The organism is Streptomyces sp. CNT372 (assembly GCF_000377145.1).
In genome coordinates this window covers 331,010-346,872 of the sequence record NZ_KB897778.1, presented here as the reverse complement: position 1 = coordinate 346,872, position 15,863 = coordinate 331,010, and the positions used below count along the sequence as shown (strand labels likewise).

Annotated in this window: 12 protein-coding genes and 1 pseudogene; 4 read left to right on the top strand and 9 right to left on the bottom strand. The window is 74.1% G+C overall.

Annotated elements, in window-relative coordinates; translation table 11 throughout:
* Positions 1-237 precede the first annotated feature (237 nt).
* Positions 238-1,041: an AfsR/SARP family transcriptional regulator gene (locus tag C593_RS0106865; protein ID WP_020610247.1), complete on the bottom strand. Its 804-nt coding sequence runs from the start codon at positions 1,039-1,041 to the stop codon at positions 238-240.
* A gap of 241 nt (positions 1,042-1,282) precedes the next feature.
* On the opposite strand from C593_RS0106865, the gene C593_RS29010 reads away from it, so the two are divergent.
* The 4 genes from C593_RS29010 (at position 1,283) to C593_RS30910 (ending at position 6,285) form a co-directional block, all read left to right on the top strand.
* Positions 1,283-1,771 (top strand): hypothetical protein, encoded by a 489-nt coding sequence (locus tag C593_RS29010; RefSeq protein WP_018846558.1) that lies wholly within the window; start codon positions 1,283-1,285, stop codon positions 1,769-1,771.
* Positions 1,768-4,029 carry a TOMM precursor leader peptide-binding protein gene (locus C593_RS0106855; RefSeq protein ID WP_020610246.1) on the top strand — a complete coding sequence of 754 codons (2,262 nt, stop codon included), beginning with the start codon at positions 1,768-1,770 and terminating at the stop codon, positions 4,027-4,029. Before C593_RS29010 ends, C593_RS0106855 begins: the two co-directional genes overlap by 4 nt.
* 87 nt (positions 4,030-4,116) lie before the next feature.
* Entirely contained in the window at positions 4,117-5,436 is a 1,320-nt protein-coding gene (locus C593_RS0106850; protein ID WP_018846556.1) for a histidine kinase, read from the top strand.
* A gap of 234 nt (positions 5,437-5,670) precedes the next feature.
* Positions 5,671-6,285, top strand: a complete 615-nt coding sequence (locus tag C593_RS30910; protein ID WP_018846555.1) for a response regulator transcription factor — start codon at positions 5,671-5,673, stop codon at positions 6,283-6,285.
* A 222-nt stretch (positions 6,286-6,507) separates the two neighbouring features.
* Here C593_RS30910 and C593_RS33620 read toward each other — a convergent pair.
* From C593_RS33620 to C593_RS0106805, 8 genes and pseudogenes are all read right to left on the bottom strand, one after another.
* A pseudogene (locus C593_RS33620) lies at positions 6,508-6,798 on the bottom strand (4'-phosphopantetheinyl transferase family protein); the annotation flags it as partial.
* Between the two features lie 366 nt (positions 6,799-7,164).
* Positions 7,165-8,397 (bottom strand): acyltransferase domain-containing protein, encoded by a 1,233-nt coding sequence (locus C593_RS0106835; protein ID WP_026277428.1) that lies wholly within the window; start codon positions 8,395-8,397, stop codon positions 7,165-7,167.
* Between the two features lie 120 nt (positions 8,398-8,517).
* Entirely contained in the window at positions 8,518-10,455 is a 1,938-nt protein-coding gene (locus tag C593_RS29000) for an acyl-CoA dehydrogenase family protein (protein WP_018846553.1), read from the bottom strand.
* Positions 10,452-12,323: a fatty acyl-AMP ligase gene (locus C593_RS0106825; protein WP_018846552.1), complete on the bottom strand. Its 1,872-nt coding sequence runs from the start codon at positions 12,321-12,323 to the stop codon at positions 10,452-10,454. The genes C593_RS29000 and C593_RS0106825 overlap by 4 nt, the downstream gene beginning before the upstream one ends.
* Positions 12,320-12,532 (bottom strand): acyl-CoA carboxylase epsilon subunit, encoded by a 213-nt coding sequence (locus C593_RS0106820; protein WP_158686803.1) that lies wholly within the window; start codon positions 12,530-12,532, stop codon positions 12,320-12,322. The genes C593_RS0106825 and C593_RS0106820 overlap by 4 nt, the downstream gene beginning before the upstream one ends.
* A 372-nt stretch (positions 12,533-12,904) precedes the next feature.
* Positions 12,905-13,540 (bottom strand): hypothetical protein, encoded by a 636-nt coding sequence (locus C593_RS0106815; RefSeq protein ID WP_158686802.1) that lies wholly within the window; start codon positions 13,538-13,540, stop codon positions 12,905-12,907.
* Entirely contained in the window at positions 13,527-14,513 is a 987-nt protein-coding gene (locus tag C593_RS0106810; RefSeq protein ID WP_018846549.1) for an aromatase/cyclase, read from the bottom strand. The genes C593_RS0106815 and C593_RS0106810 overlap by 14 nt, the downstream gene beginning before the upstream one ends.
* A gap of 127 nt (positions 14,514-14,640) precedes the next feature.
* Positions 14,641-15,687 carry a ketoacyl-ACP synthase III family protein gene (locus C593_RS0106805; protein ID WP_018846548.1) on the bottom strand — a complete coding sequence of 349 codons (1,047 nt, stop codon included), beginning with the start codon at positions 15,685-15,687 and terminating at the stop codon, positions 14,641-14,643.
* Positions 15,688-15,863 lie beyond the last annotated feature (176 nt).

The following is a 15,863-nucleotide window of genomic DNA, read 5'->3' as shown; positions in this document are numbered from 1 at the left end:
GGCGCTCGCGCCCGGGAGCCCGCCCGCCCCGTCCCGGGGGTGCCGGGGGCCGGCCGCACCCCGCCTGGGACTCCGCCCGCCCCGTTCCGGGCCGGCGAGTGAGCCGAAGGGGCGCGCGGGTGCCGAACGGGAGAACGCGCGCAGGCCGCGAGGAACGAGTGGCCGAGCACGATCGACCGTCGGGACCCGCTGAAAGCGCCCCGGAGGCGAACCGAGCCCCTGAAGAAGGAACCAGCCTCAGCCCGCGCGGACGCCGCGTTCCGCGGCCAGGTCCAGTTCCGGGTCCGCGTTGAGGACGGCCTGGTGGAGGCGCTGGAGGCGGGGCGAGGGCTCCAGGCCGAGTTCCTCGATGAGAGTGGTGCGCAGTCGCTGGTACGCCTCCAGAGCGCGCCAGGCGCTGCCCGAGCGGTGCAGGGCGGTCATCAGCTGGGCGCAGAAGTTCTCGTGCATCGGGTGCTTGGCGACCAGGACCCGCAGTTCGGGCACGATCTCCGCGTGCCGGCCGAGTTGCAGGTCGGCGCCGATACGCCGCTCCAGCGCGGCCATCCGGTCCTCCTCCAGCCGCAGCACCTCCAGCTCCAGCACCCCGCCGACGCGTACGTCCACCAGGGCGGGCCCGCGCCACATGTGCAGGGCCCGGCCGAGGAGTTCGGAGGCCGCGCGGTGGTCGCCCGCCTCGTGGGCGGCGCGTCCGGCGGCGGCGAGGCGGTCGAACTCCTGCACGTCGACCTGGCCGGGCCGGACCTGGAGGAGGTAGCCGCCGTGCTGGGTGACCAGCACGTCCTTGGCCTGCTGGAGCGGATCCCCGTCGAGGGCCGCCGCGATCTTGCGCCGGAGCTGGAGGATGTACGTCTGGAGGGTGGTCGCCGCGCTGCGCGGGATGTCCTCGCCCCAGATCTCCTCCATCAGGGCGGGCACCGTCACGACCCGGTCGGCCTGCAGGGCGAGCAGAGCGAGGATCTGGCGCGGCTTCGCCGCCGTGGGCACGACGGACACGCCGTGCTTCCGGGCGGTGAGCGGGCCTAGCACTTGGATGTCCATGGTGTTCGCTCTCCCTTTCCCACGTTCCCCGTCTCAGGCCCGCCGGGCGGCCGGCCTGCGCGTGGTCCGAGCCTGGCACCGGGAGGCTTCGCGCCCCAGTGAACGGGTCATGAAGGCGGACGTGAAAATGTCATGGTGCGTTGATGACAGCGGCACTGTGCGTCATCACACGGGCCACGCAGAATCCTCACCACAGGACGACGGACGCCGCCTCGTGCGACCGCCTCAGGAGGGGAACACCATGATCGTCTCGACCGTGATGAGAACCGGCACGACCCCCGACGTCTCCGCGCAGGACCACCGCTTCGCCCTGCTGACCGCCCGTGCGGGGCTGGAGCCCGACCTGGCCCAGCGCTATCTGAACGATCCCGTGTCCGTGCTGGCCGAGTTCGGCCTGACCGCCGCCGAGCCGGTGTACCTGTTCGGGGAGCAGGCGCCCGCCGGGGGGAAGGGCGGCGCGTACGGGATGGTCCGGGAGGACCTGGACTCCGTGGACGCCTCCGTGACCCGCGGCTGCTACTCCAACTTCACCCACGCCCCGGCGGTCGTCCGCGAGGACCTGGACACCGTCGACGCCTCGGTGACCCGCGGCTGCTACTCCAACTTCACCCACGCCCCGGCGGTCGTCCGTGAGGACCTGGACACCGTCGACGCCTCCGTGACCCGCGGCTGCTACTCCAACTTCACCCACGCCCACGCCGCTTCGGCCGCAACGGCCGACGTGCGGTGACGCTCGCGGAGCCGGCTCCGACCGGTCTTCCCGTGGGGTTCAAGCGGCATCTGAGGGTGGAGACGGTGGCCGGTGAGGCCGTCTACCTCCTCTCCGAGCACGGCACGACCGTGCTCCAGGGCGAGCATGTGCAGGCCCTGGCCCCGCTGCTGGACGGCACCCGCACCCTGGACGCCCTGCTGGCGGAGGCCCCGCCGGCACTGCCCGCCGCGGAGGCGGGCCGGGTGATCGCCGAGCTGGCGCGGGCCGATCTGATCGGGTACTGCGACCCGGAGGCGGACGCGGCGGCCGAGGCGTACTGGGAGCTGGCCGGTGTGGGCGGCCCCGGGGTGCAGTCCGCGCTGCGGGCCGCGCCGGTGGACGTGGTCCCGCTCGGCCGGACGGACGGCGAGGCGGCCCGGGCGGAGTGCCGGGCCGCCGGTCTCACCCTGGCCGGGCCGGACGCGCCCGCCGCCTTCTCGCTGGTGCTCTGCGACGACTACCTCGACCCGGCGCTGGCCGGGGTGGACGCGGCGCACCGGGCGGCCCGGCGGCCCTGGCTGCTGGCCCGGCCGGGGGGTTCGGCCGTGTGGGTGGGGCCGGTGTTCGGGCCGGACGGCGCCTGCTGGTCGTGTCTGGCGCACCGGCTGCGCGGGCACCGCTCCTCGCAGTCCCCGGTGCGCCGCGCCCTGGGGCTGGCGGGGCCGGTGCCGCTGCCGGAGGCCTCCCTGGCGGCCGGGCGGATGCTGGGGCTGCACACGACGGTCCTGGAGGCCCTCAAGTGGCTGGCCGGGATGCGGTATCCGGGCCAGGACGCGGTGTGCGCGCTGGACACCCGGACGCTCTCCACGCGGCACCATCCGGTGGCCCGCCGGCCGCAGTGCCCCGCCTGCGGGGACCCGGGGCTGGTCGGCTCGCTGGTGCGGGCGCCGTACACACCCGTGTCCCGGCCGAAGGCCGAGGGAGCGGGGAGCAACCACCGGGCGATGACCCCGGGCGCGGTGCTGGCCCGCTACCGGCATCTGATCGACCCGGTGACCGGCATCGTGGCGGAGGTGCGCCGGGCGGAGGGGACCCCGGACGGGCTCAACCGCTATGTCTCGGGCCGCAATCTGGCGCTGCGGAGCAGTTCGCTGAACGGGCTGCGCAACCACAGCGGTGGCAAGGGGGTCACCGCGGAGGAGGCGGAGGCCGGGGCTCTCTGCGAGGCGGTGGAACGTTACTGCGGAACGCGTCAGGGGGACGAGCCGGTCGTGCGGGAGTCCCTCAACGGGCTCGGCGCGGCGGCCCTGCACCCCAACGACTGCCAGCTCTTCGCCGACCGGCAGTTCGAGGAGCGTCACTCGTGGAACGCCGTCCACCAGCCGATGCAGTGGGTACCCCCGCGCTTCGACGCGGACGCGCCCACCGAGTGGACCCCGGTCTGGTCGCTGACGGCGGGCGAACACCGCCTGCTGCCCACCTCCATGCTGTACTTCGGGCCCGGCCCGGACGGGGTGGAGCGGGCGCCCTGGGCGGACTCCAACGGAAACGCGGCGGGCAGCAGCACCGAGGACGCTGTCGTCCAGGGCTTCCTGGAGGTCGTGGAGCGGGACGCGGTGGCCCTGTGGTGGTACAACCGGCTGCGCCGGCCCGCCGTGGACCTGGACGCCTTCGACGAGCCCTGGCTGGCCCGCACCCGCGCCGCGTACGAGAAGGCCGGACGGCGGGTCTGGGTCCTGGACCTCACCTCGGACTTCGGCGTCCCGGTCATGGCTGCGGTCTCCCGCAGGGCCGAAGGGGCCGCGCAGGGCATCTCGTTCGGCTTCGGGGCGCACTTCGACCCGCGGCTCGCCCTGCGCCGGGCGCTCACCGAGATGTGCCAGCTTCTGCCCCCGGAGGGGTACTTCGACCGTTCGACGGCGCAGGCCGCGCTCGGCTGTCCGGATCTGAACGCCTGGTGGTCCTCCGCGACCACGGAGGAACTGGCCTATCTGACACCGGATTCCAGCCAAATTGCATATGCCCCGAGCATGTACAGATACGTACCCCGCGAGGATCTGCGGGCCGATGTCGAGGCCGCGGAAGCCCTGGTGCGTGCACGCGGCATGGAGTTGCTGGTGCTCCGGCAGACCCGTCCCGACGTGGGACTACCCGTGGTAAAGGTGATCGTCCCGGGGATGCGGCACTTCTGGGCGCGCTACGCCCCGGGCCGACTCTTCGACGTTCCGGTGGAGTTGGGCTGGCAGGACCGGGCGACGGAGTACGACGCGATCAACCCGGTTCCGCTCTTCGTCTGACGCAAGCCGATTGATCGCTTGAGTAGCCTTTACCATTTGCTGGTCTTAGCATGCGGTTCAGCCACAGTCCCTGCCGAGGAGGCTGCGATGCCGAACCGTTTCCGTCACGTCCCCGCCGGAGTCTCGCAGAGACCGCCGGGCGCGGGTCGTGACGAGGGCGCCGGTCAGGACGGTTCGACGCCGGGTTCCGGCCATCCGCTCATCGGGATGGACGGCCGGCGGCGACCGTCCCCGGAGCTGCCCGCGCCCCGTATCGCCCGCGCCATCACCGTCGTCGCCCTGTGCTGCTACGCGAGCGTCACGATCCTCAACGTGCTGCGCGCCGGGGACTCGAACACGGTGCGGCTGACGGTGTGCCTGGCCCTCGTCCTGCTGGTGTTCGGCGTGCAGTTCGTGGTCTCCGCGCCCCGGGCGCGCACCTGGAGCCTGCGGAAGAAGCTGTCCGTGCTCGGCTTCCAGACCGTGCTGACCTATCTGCCGATCACCTGGTTCGGTCTCTCCTGGGGCAGCATGGAGGGCCCGCTCGCCGCGACCGTGCTGCTGAGCCTGCCCGCCCGGTTCGCCTGGCCGCTGTACGCGGTGGTCGTCAGCAGCATCCCGGTGTACGCGGCGAGCATCGGAGTGCCGCTGGTGGAGGTCGGCTACTTCCTGATCGCGGGGATGCTCGCCGGTCTGGTCATCTACGGGCTCAGCCGGCTCACCGACCTGGTCCACGAGGTGCACGCCACCCGTGAGGAGCTGGCCCGGATGGCCGTCAACCAGGAGCGGCTGCGCTTCGCCCGGGACCTGCACGACCTGCTCGGCTACAGCCTCTCCGCGGTCACCCTCAAGGGCGAGCTGATCCACCGGCTGATCGCCGTCCGCCCCGAGCAGGCCCGCGAGGAGACCACCGAACTGCTGAAGGTCGCGCGCCAGGCGCTGGCGGACGTCCGCCTGGTCTCCAGCGGCTACCGGGACATGTCCCTGCGGGACGAGGCCGCCTCCGCCGCCTCGATCCTGGAGGCCGCCGACATACGGGCCGTGGTCGACATCGACTGCGGGCGGCTGCACCCGGTGGCGGACACGGTCCTCGCGACGGCGCTGCGCGAGGGGGTCACCAACATCCTGCGGCACAGCAAGGTGCAGAGCTGCACCATCAAGGCCGTGCGCAAGGACGGAACGGTGCGGCTGACCCTGGTCAACGACGGGGCGCACACCTCGGGCAAGGGGTCCGGCGGGCCGTCCGGCAGCGGTCTGGGCAATCTGCGCGACCGTTTCTCGGCGATCGGCGGGCAGCTCACCGCGGGGCTGCGGGAAGACGGGCGCTTCCATCTGGAGGCCCTGGCACCGGCCGTGCCCCAGGCTCCCGGCGGGCCTGCGGAGGGAGGCGGTGTGCGGTACACGGGCAGTGCCGCCGTACCCGCATGACCCCTGGTCGCCGCCGCGACGACCCCGATCCCGACGACGCGGACGCCCCGGACGGCCGCGACCGCAACCGTGACGGCGGCCACCGCCGTCCTCAGGTCCACGACCGCCGCGACGTCCGCCATCACCACGATCACCACGATGTCCACGACGTTCACGACGTTCACGACGTTCACGACGTCCGCCATCACCACACCACCACGACCACCACGACGACATCGACCGACGGGGGAACCGATGCTGTCCTTGAAGATCCTGCTCGCCGAGGACATGCACATGATCCGCGGAGCACTGGTCGCCCTGCTCGAACTCGAACCGGACCTGGAGGTCGTCGCCTCCGTCGACCGGGGCGACACCATAGTGAAGGCCGCCCTGGAGACCCGCCCGGACGTCGCGATCATCGACATCGACCTGCCGGGGACCGACGGACTGACCGCGGCGGCCGAACTCCATGAGCAACTGCCGGGCTGCCGCACGCTGATCCTGACCAACCTCGGCAGACCCGGCACCCTGCGCCGGGCGCTGAGCGCGCACGTCGCGGGGTTCCTGCTGAAGGACTCCCCGCCGGACCAGCTCGCCCAGGCCGTGCGGGCGGTGGCGGCGGGCCGCAGGGTGGTGGACCCGCAACTCGCCCTCACCGCCTGGGACTCGGTGGACAACCCGCTCTCGCCCCGGGAACTGGAAGTACTACGGCTCGCCGCCCAGGGCGCGGACACCGCCGAGATCGCCGGCTGCCTGTACCTGTCCAAGGGCACGGTCCGCAACTACCTCACGGCGATCGTCAGCAAACTCTGCGCCCGCAACCGCATCGACGCGGTACGGATCGCCGAGGAGGCGGGCTGGATCCCCTGAAGGCGTACGGGCCGGCTCCCCGGACGGGACGCCGACCGGCTCCCCGGGCGGTCCGGGGTCGTGCCCGGGCAGGCAGCCGAAGAGCGCGTCGAGCAGCCCCTCGTCCAGCGCCGTGCCCACCGACAGATCGGCCGCCTCACCGAAGCCCTCGTCGTGGACGGCGACGCTCACCACGTACCCCTGCCCCGCCGGGAAGGTGGCGAACGCCCACTCCGGGCCGCCCGCCGGGGAGCCGTCCGGGCGGACCAGCCGGGCGTCCGGGGTGCGCAGGTCGAAGCCGAACTCGGTGAAGCGGAAGCGCAGCCCCTGCCCGAGGGCCTTGCTGTACGCCTCCTTGAGCGTCCACAGCCGGACCATGGTGTCGTTGCGCGCCGCCGCCCCGCCCGCGTCGAGCTGCGCCGTCTCGTACGGGGTGCACGCCTGGAGCTCCGAGCCGGTGCCCGCGAGCCGGCGGTCGGCCCGCTCCACGTCGACTCCGATCCGGCCGCGCCGGGTGATCCCGACGACGAGCATGTCCTCGGTGTGGCTGAGGCTGACGTCGATCTGGTCGCAGCCACGCACATACGGCCGCCCGCCCGGCTGGTAGGCCAGATCGACCAGTTGGGGGGCGGTCCGGAGGGCGGCCGCGGCGGCACAGCGCAGCAGCAGCCGGGAGGCGACGAACCGCTCCCGCATACGCGGCTGCACCAGGCTCTCGTAGCGCCGCCAGTCGCGGCCGAGGATCCGGCGGGCGCCGTCCATGGCCTCGGGTCCGGGCCGCCAGTCGGCCGCGTCGCCGTGCACCACGACGCTGCCGGTGTCCGCCAGCACCTCCCGCAGTGGCTCCCAGGGACCGTCCGCCCCGTGGACGGTCAGCGGGTGCGGGATGCTCGCGGCCACTCAGGCACCCGCCAGTTCGGCCGCGAGGGGACCGGCGTCCAGGGCGGAGATCACCCCGGCCAGGTCGACCGCGTCGCTTTCCGGGCCCTGGCAGACGGGGATGCAGGCGGGACCGCCCATGCGCCGCAGATAGGGGCTGAGGACGACCCGGGGGCCGATCTCGACGACATGGGTGGGCGCCTGCTGGGCCAGCATGCTGCGGGCCGCGTCGGCGAACCGGACCGGAGCGGTGAGCTGTTCGGCCCAGTACGGGGCGTACAGGGGCTCGGTGGCCATCCGGCCGTACACGGTCGAGTAGAACGGCAGCCGGGCGATCCCACCGGGCAGTCGCCGGGCGGCCGCGGTGAACTTGGCGACCATCGGCTCCATCAGCGGCGAGTGGAAGGCGTGCGAGACGGCGAGCCGGCGGCAGAGGACGCCCCGGGAGGCGAGGCGGGCCTCGATGCGCTCCAGGGCGGCGATCTCGCCGGACAGGACCGTGGACTTGACCGCGTTCATGGCCCCGATGCCCGCGCGGGGTTCGTTCGCGACGAGTTCGGCGGCCTCGTAGGGGGTGATGCAGGCGGCGGTCATTCCGCCGCCGGGCGGCAGCTGCTGCATGAACGCGCCGCGCAGCGCGACCAGTTGGGCGGCGTCGGCGAGGCCGATCGCACCGGCGACGGTGGCCGCGGCGAACTCTCCGATGCCGTGGCCCAGGACGGCGGCGGGGACCACCCCGGCGTCCTGGAGGGTGCGGGCGAGGGCGTACTCGACGGCGAACAGGGCCGGCTGGGCGCAGGAGGCGAGCTGGATGCGCGGGTCCCTGTCGAGGATCAGGTCGACCACGGACAGGCCCGTGTAGGGCAGCAGGGCCTCGGCGGCGGCGTCGAGGTGGCGGCGGTAGCCGGTGGAGTTCAGATAGAGGCCGGAAGTCATCCCCGGGTGCTGGCAGCCCTGGCCGGTGAAGACGAACACGGACCGGATGCGGTGCCCACCGCCGGGCCGGGTGTCGCGGGAGGCCATGTACTGGGCGAGTTCGCGCACGGTGGGGCGGGCCCAGATGTCACCGGGGTCGATCAGTGGGCCGAACTCCGCCTCGATGTCACCGTAGAGGCTGAGGGCGAGGACCGAGTCCATCCCGTACTCGCTCAGCGGGACAGTCTCCTCGACGGGCCGGCCCAGGTAGTGGGCGAACCGCTCCAGCAGCCACTCGCGATAGGCCGCTCGGTGGTGGTCAGGCTCCGAGACGGGCATGGGATGCTCCTTCAGGGCATTGATGAATGGTTTCTGCACCGCGCTTCGGCGCGGGGCGGCCGCGCGGCACGGTCCGGGTCGGGGCCGGACGTGACGGGACGCGACCTGCCCGGGACGGGCTCAGGCCAGCGGGGACCCGTACAGGTCGTAGCTGCGCCGGCCGCGCAGCCGGGCCAGGGCCTCGTCGAGCACCCGCCGCTCCGCCGCCAGCGGCCGGTCCGGGAGCGGCAGACCGAGCCGCCGGCAGAGCCGGTACAGGGCGGCCGAGGGCCACGCCGGGTCCGCCAGGAACGGGTCGCCGTCCGGGGCGGACCGCTGCTCCCGCCACACCCCCAGACAGGCCGCGGCGGCGAGCACCAGCGTGTACCGGTCCGCGAGGCCGAGGCTGTGCGGACTCGACAGCGCCTTGCGGTCGTTCTGCGGCACGTCCGCGAACGCCTGCCGCAGACCGTCCAGTTCGGCGGTGAAGGTCCGCGTGAGGAAGCGCAGCACCCCGCCGTCGCCGTCCGGGGGCGACTCCTCGAACAGGTCGCTGCTGGCCACCAGGGTCGCGGCCAGCCGGTCCCCGTCGCCGAGCAGCGCGGGCGCGGACAGGTCCAGCGGCGGCAGGTCCTCGTACGGCCGGAACAGGCCCGGCGGTGCCTCGGGGTCCATGAACCAGGTGTGCCGGGCGAAGAACGGCAGCTGCGGCAGGATGCTCACCTGGCGGCCGGCACTGCCCGCGTGCCCGAGGGACGTCACCGGCAGGTCCCGGAGCTGCTTCTGGAACATCCCGTAGGCGCCCTCCTTGGCGAAGGTCAGCTCCCCCAGCACCGCGGACATCTCGTCCATGGTCTCGGCGACCAGCTTCGGCGCGAGGTACGCGGCGGCGGCCGCGTAGGCGCTGAGCTGCTTGGGCAGCAGATGCAGCGCCCGCGTGCCCACCAGGGCCAGGCAGTCGATGAGCAGCAGGTCCAGGAAGGCGCCGGTGAGCACGTCCCGGACGTGCTGGACGTCCAGGGACGAGCGGCCGTCCGCACGGCGCCGGTCGGCGAAGGCGGCGACCGTGCGCAGCGCGGTGTCCGCACCGGCCAGCACGATGGACGGGATCACCCCGCGGATCACCAGCGAGGAGCGCAGCGAGAGTTCGTAGCCGTCGCCGATCCGCCCGAGGACCGCGCCGGCCGGGACCGGGCAGTCGGTCATCCGCAGCCCCCCGAACTCGGCGCTGCGCATCCCGGTGGTGGCCCGGCGGCCCAGGTCCTCGACGCTGCCCGGGGGCAGTTCCGCCCGGTCGAGCAGGAGGACGGTGTGGCTCCGCCCGCCGCCCTCCGCGCCGGTCCGGGCGAAGACCACCAGGCCGCGGGCGCGGGAGGCGTTGGCGATGCCGGTCTTGCTGCCGTTGACCACGAGGGAGCCGTCGGGGCGGACGGTGGCGGTGAACTCGTCGCGGACGAAGTCGTTCCCGTGCGCGACGCCGTGCCGGGCGACGGCGATGCGGTGGCCGTCGAGCAGCAGCCGGGCGGCCTTGGCGCGCTGCTCGTCGTTGCCCGCGGTCCACACCGGGGTGGCGGCGAAGAAGCAGTTCAGGCCGTAGGCGAAGCCGAGGGAGGCGTCCCGGCGGAAGACCGGCCGCAGCAGCCGGCCGAGGACGTCCATCCGGCGCAGCCGGCCGCCGAGGGAGGCGGGGACGAACTCGGCGTTCAGCCCGTACGCGTCCAGGACCTGTTCGGCCTCGGCGAGGACCTCGCCCGCCGCGTCGGCGGCGAGCAGGGCCGCGCCGCCGAGCGGGTTGGCGTCGTCGTCCAGGGGGCCGAAGGAACGCTCCAGATCTTCGATCCGGTCCTGGGCGGCCTCGTCGCGGAGGACATCGTCGCGTGCGCCGGGTGCGCCGTCTCCGCCGCGTGCGTTGCGTGCGTCACGTGCACCGGGTACGCCGTCTCCGCCGCGTGGATCGCGTGCGCCGTGTGCGTCGCGGGGGTCACGTACGTCGCGGGGGTCACGTGCGTCGCGTGGGCCGGGTGCTGCGGGTGCCGTGCCGCGCCGCTCGCCGCGGGCCGGGTCGCTGACCGTGCTCATGCCGGGGCTCCCGCCGTGAGCAGCCGCTCCACGCCCGGGTCGAGACGGGCGTGCAGGGGGGTGATCTCGCCGCGCAGGAACAGCAGGCGCATCGCGGCGCGTTCGACCTTGCCGCTCGCGGTCCGGCGGACGGTGCCCGAGCGGACCAGCAGGATGCCTCCGGTGCGGATCTCGTACTCCTCGCCTATCCGGGTCTCGACCTCGCCCGCGAGGGCGTCCAGGTCGATGTCGTAGTGGCCGCGGTCGCGCAGCTCCTGCACGATCACGACCCGTTCGCGGCCCTCGTCCGCGTCCGGGACGGAGAACACGGTCGCCGCGCCGAACAGCGGGTCGAGCTGCTGGACCGTGCGCTCCAGGTCCTGCGGGTAGAGGTTGCGGCCGGCCACCACCATCATGTCCTTGATCCGGCCGGTGACATGGAGCAGTCCGCCCTCGACGGCGCCCAGGTCGCCGGTGCGCAGATGCCCGCCCAGGCCGCCCGTGCGGGCGTCGAAGGTCTCGGCCGTCTCGGCGGGCCGACGCCAGTAGCCGGGGGCGACGCTCTCGCCGCGCACCCAGATCTCCCCTATCCGGCCCTCGGGCAGTTCGGCGCCGGACTCCGGGTCCACGATCCGGATCTCGGCGGCGGGGGCGGCCGGGCCGCAGGGCACGACGGTGCGCTGCGGGGCCGTGCCGTCCGCGTCGGTGAGGCGGTGCTCCTCCAGGGCGGCGGCGTCGGCGGTACGCGGCGGGACGGGGGCGTCGGCCACAGCGCCGGAGACCAGGAGGGTGGCCTCGGCGAGCCCGTAGCAGGGGGTGAGCGCCTCGGGGCGCAGCCCGGCGGGGGCGAAGCGCTCGGCGAAGGCGCGCAGGGTCTCGGCGCGCACCGGTTCGCCGCCGTTGACGGCGGCCCGCCAGCCGGACAGGTCGAGCCCGGCGATCTGGTGGTCGTTGATCCGGCGGACGCACAGGTCGTAGGCGAAGTCCGGGCCGCCGCTGACGGTGAGCCGGTAGCGGGAGACGGTCTCCAGCCAGTGCGCCGGCTTCTTCACGAAGGTCGCCGGGGAGAGCAGCACGGCGGTGGTACCGAGCCACAGGGGGTGCAGCAACTGCCCGACCAGGCCCATGTCGTGGTGGAACGGCAGCCAGCCGCCGATCCGGGACTCCGGTCCGGTGCCCAGTGCCCGGCGGATGGCCTCCTGGTTGGCGAGCAGGTTCCGGTGGGTGATCATCACTCCGCGCGGCTCGCGGGTGGAGCCGGAGGTGTACTGGAGGTAGGCGACGTCCTCGGGGGCGGCGCGGTGCGGCTCGGCGTCGTCGGTGCCGGTGTCGTCGGTGCCGGTGTCGTCGGTGCCGGTGAGGGCGTCTTCGCCGACCGGCGCCTCGTACGGGAGGTCGGCCGGGGCGCAGACGACGTCGCCGAAGCCGGTGCGGGCGAGGAGCTGGGACACCTCGGCCGCGTCGCGCGCCTCGGTGAGGACGCAGCTCGCGGCGGCGTCCTTGACGATCCCCGCCACCCGCTCGTCGTGATGGCCCCGGCCGCCGGGCGGGGCGACGGGCACGGCGACGGCTCCGGCGTACAGGCACGCGAGGAAGCTGGCGGCGAAGAGCCGCCGGGAGGTCTGGAGGATCAGCACCCGGTCGCCGGGCACGGTGTGCCGGCGCAGCCGGGCCGCGAGGGCGCGGGCGTGCCGGTCGAGGGCGCCGTAGGCGATCTCCTCGGGGACCAGCCGGCCGTCCCGCTCGGTCAGCAGGACCAGGGCGGTCCGCTCGGGCCGGGCGGCGGCGGTGGCTCGGAAGACGTCGGTGAACGTCCCCGGGCCCGCCCCGGGAACCGACCCGGCGGCCGTCCGGGGAGCCGACCCGGCGGCCGACCGGGGGGCGCTCATCGCCGCCCCCTCGGGGCGGGAGCGGCCCAGGTCCGGCCCTCGCCCCGGACGGACCACTCGGCACGCGGCGCGACCCCGGAAGCAGGCGCGGCCGCGTCCTCGGCGCACGCCTGCATCCGCAGCCGCGCCAGCAGCACGGCCGTCACGGCAGCGAGTTCCGCCGCGTCCGGCTTCCCGTGGAGCACGGTCATTCCTGTCTCTTCTGCCATGCTGCCATCGTGCGCCCACCCGCTTGAGCTGGGCTCGCGCCCCGAACGCGACGGAGCCGAGGACGTGTCGTCCCCGGCTCCACCGGCCCGGAACCGGTCCCACCGGCCCGGACCGAGGTGGCGGATACGCCGCCCTCCCTGACGGCCCGGACCCGCGTCCGTGCGGCGGCTGCACGACGCAACTGCCGCCTCTGGCAAGGCCGGTGCCCGGGCCCGGCCGGGTGGCGCGCGCGGCTCGGTCGCCGATCCCGCGCGCCCCGGCGGCGCAAGACCGGTCCCGGCTGCCCGCCCGGGCCGGGCGGCGGATACGCCGCCCGGCCCGACGGCCCCGGCAGGCCCCGGGCCCGCCAGGGCCGGGGCGGACCGCACCGGTCAGCCGCAGGTGCCCGCGCCTTCGTAGGCGACGTGGCGGCTGTGCTCCACGGTGACGTCCGCGACCTCGCGCAGTGCGTCCAGGGCCTCGCGGAACGGTCCGCTCGCGCGGGCGCGTTCGCAGTGGGTGGCGTCGCGCCACCACAGCAGGCCGGTGTAGGAGAGCGGGCGGACGGTCGAGCGCAGCAGGTCGCTGCCGCCGAAGCCGCCCGCGTCCAGGCAGCGGTCGCCGAGGACGGCGAAGCGCTTCTCCAGTTCGGCGCACTCCCCGTGCACCCGCGCACCGATCAGGACGACGCCGGCCGAACCGATCTCGGCCGCCTCGTGCACCGTCCGGCGGACGCTGACCGCCTGGTCCGCCTCCGTGTGGACCTTCGGGCCGAGCCGGCGGACCTGCTCCGTGAACGTGTCGTCGTGCACGGTGTCCAGGAAGCCGCGCAGGCTCCGCCAGTGCCCCAGGTGCACGTACACCCGGGGGTCGTCCACCAGGCCGACCGTCACCAGGAAGTCGAAGTCCGCGCGCCTGCGCAGGAACTGGGAGTGCTCGCGGAACTCGCGCTCGAACTCCTCCACGTCGTCCTTGACCTCGAACCGGTTGATGACGGTCACCGGCCTGTTGGGATCACGTTCGTGCACGGGCTTCCTCCGCGTATCGCCTGGCATGGCGCAGGGTGGTGGAACTGTTGCCGCCCAGCGCCTTGCGCACCAGGTCGCGCGCCTCCCCGACGGTGGCGTCGGGGCCGAGGGCGGTCCGGATGCCCTCCGGGTCGAGGGTGACCGTGTGCCAGGAGGTGGCCTTCACGGTGCCGTCGCCGAGGGTCTCGATCTCCCAGCGCCCGGTGTGGCCGCTCATCGCGACCGGCACCCGGAGCTGCTTGTAGACGATTTCCCGGCGGTCCGCGAAGCAGACGCGGATCGAGGTGGTGTTGTGCAGGGAGCCGTCCGGGCTGCGGGTGTCCATGTCCATGCGCTGGACGCCGCCCTCCTCCTCGGCGAGGTCCAGCCGGGCGACGTGCGGCAGGCGCTCCGGCCACAGGTCGGCGCGCTCCAGGAAGGCGTAGACGTCGGCCGCGTCGCCGTGCACGGTCTCCGAGTCGGAGAAGGTCATGTGCAGGTCGTCGGCGCTCGCGCCGAGTTCGGCCGCGTTCTTCAGCGCGGCCAGTTCGGCGATGCTGTTGCGGTCCACGGCGCGGGCGATCAGCGCCTCGGCCTCCGGGTCGTCACCGACCGCCCGGTAGTCGTGCAGCAGGACGACCCGGCTGGTGCCGTCGTCCAGTTCCTCGACGCGCCACTCGCCGCCCATGGAGGCGACCGGCGCGGCGGAGACGACCTGGCGGAAGACGACGGTGCGCGCGGCCGGGTCCAGGACCCGGCGCGAGGTCCACGACCTCACCCGGTCCTCGGCCGTCGCCCAGATCCGCAGCAACTGCTCGCCACCACGCTCCGGATCGGCCTCCTCCAGGACCTCGACGTGCACGGTCGGTCCGAAGACCTGCGGCCACGCGGAGACGTCCGCGATCAGCCGGTAGACGGCGGGCGGCGGCGCCGCGACGCTGATGGAGTGTTCCGTGACCTTGGTCGCCGATGTGTCGGACAGTGCGGTCGCCACGGCGTACCTTCCCTTCGGTGCGGCCGTGTGAACGGCGGATTCAACAGTGGCAGAGGTGTACTGGAGGGCCGCTTGAGCCTGACTGGAACGGGCGGGTCGCCCGGTCCGGTCCGGCCCGGCGACCGGTTCAGTGCCCGGTGTCCGCGGAGTGCTCCGGGACGCCGGTGATCTCGACGACGGCGCAGCCCCAGCTGTAGCCCGCGCCGACGCTCACCAGCACCACCCGGTCGCCCGGCCGGGCGCGCCCGGTGACGGTGAGGTGGTCGAGGCCGGCGAACTGGTCGCCCGCGCCCAGGTGACCGACGGTGCGGCTCCACTCCCAGGTGGTGCGCTCCGGGTCGATCCCGAACGGCGTGTAGTAGATGGACTGGAGGCGGCGGCGCCCGAAGTGCGGCAGCAGCACCCAGCGCGCGTCGGCCAGTTCGAGGCCGGCGTCGGCGAGGGCCTGCTTCACGACCGTCTGCTGGCCTTGGTGCGCCCGGCTGATGGCGTACGACATCCCGGTCCGGCCGATGAAGGCCCGCTTGGCCTCCTCGAAGTCGACCGGCGTCCGGTGGGTGAACGGCGCTCTGGTGAACGGGTCGTCGCCCCGGTGCATGGGCTCCAGTTCGGGGTCGGCGAAGAGCGCGAGGGAGAGCAGCCGGGCGTACCCGCCGCGCCGGGAGAGGACCAGGGCGGTGGCGCCGTCCGCGTACGGGGTGCCGGGGTCGGTGCTCCAGCGGTCGATCCCCGGCTCGCAGAAGCGGTCGGCCGTGGTGAGCAGGGCGTCCGGCGCGCCGGAGTGACCGGCGGTCAGGTAGGCGGCGGCGAGGTCCATGGCGGCGAGCCCGCCGTTGGACATCTGCCGGATCTCCAGGGCGGGGCAGCTGTTCCCGGTGGTTTCGCGCTGGATGTAGGAGGCGACGGGCCACAGGTCCTGGCCCTGGTGGTAGGTGTCGGCGTGCAGGATCAGCCCGACGTCCCCGGGTCCGGACCCGGCCCGGGCCAGGGCGTCACGGGCGGCGACGGCGGCCATCTCGGCGGCCGACTCGTCCGGCGAGTACGCCACGGACTCCATCCCGGTGGCGGCGGCGACCCGGGGCGGGCACGCGCCGGAGGCGACCGCGTCGGCGACCAGGAGCGAGGACGGCAGGCGTACCGCGGTCCCGCGTATCCAGATGTCTTCCACACGCACTGCTGGGGCCTTTCGTCGGTTGCGGGGCGGGGTCCGGGCACGCGCCACGGTGCGCGTGCCGGACCCGGCCGGGCGGGTTCCGGGCCTTCCCGGAGCCGGCCGGGGCGGGCCGTGACCAGAGGTCCGGGCGCGCCGGGCCGGGGGCAGGTCGGCCGGTCTCGGGTCAGGCGGCCTTC

Coding starts and splice junctions, on each gene's coding strand:
- C593_RS0106865 (WP_020610247.1), bottom strand. CDS start 1,041: ATGGACATCCAAGTGCTAGGCCCGCTCACCGCCCGGAAGCACGGCGTG.
- C593_RS29010 (WP_018846558.1), top strand. CDS start 1,283: ATGATCGTCTCGACCGTGATGAGAACCGGCACGACCCCCGACGTCTCC.
- C593_RS0106850 (WP_018846556.1), top strand. CDS start 4,117: ATGCCGAACCGTTTCCGTCACGTCCCCGCCGGAGTCTCGCAGAGACCG.
- C593_RS30910 (WP_018846555.1), top strand. CDS start 5,671: ATGCTGTCCTTGAAGATCCTGCTCGCCGAGGACATGCACATGATCCGC.
- C593_RS0106835 (WP_026277428.1), bottom strand. CDS start 8,397: ATGCCCGTCTCGGAGCCTGACCACCACCGAGCGGCCTATCGCGAGTGG.
- C593_RS29000 (WP_018846553.1), bottom strand. CDS start 10,455: ATGAGCACGGTCAGCGACCCGGCCCGCGGCGAGCGGCGCGGCACGGCA.
- C593_RS0106825 (WP_018846552.1), bottom strand. CDS start 12,323: ATGAGCGCCCCCCGGTCGGCCGCCGGGTCGGCTCCCCGGACGGCCGCC.
- C593_RS0106820 (WP_158686803.1), bottom strand. CDS start 12,532: ATGGCAGAAGAGACAGGAATGACCGTGCTCCACGGGAAGCCGGACGCG.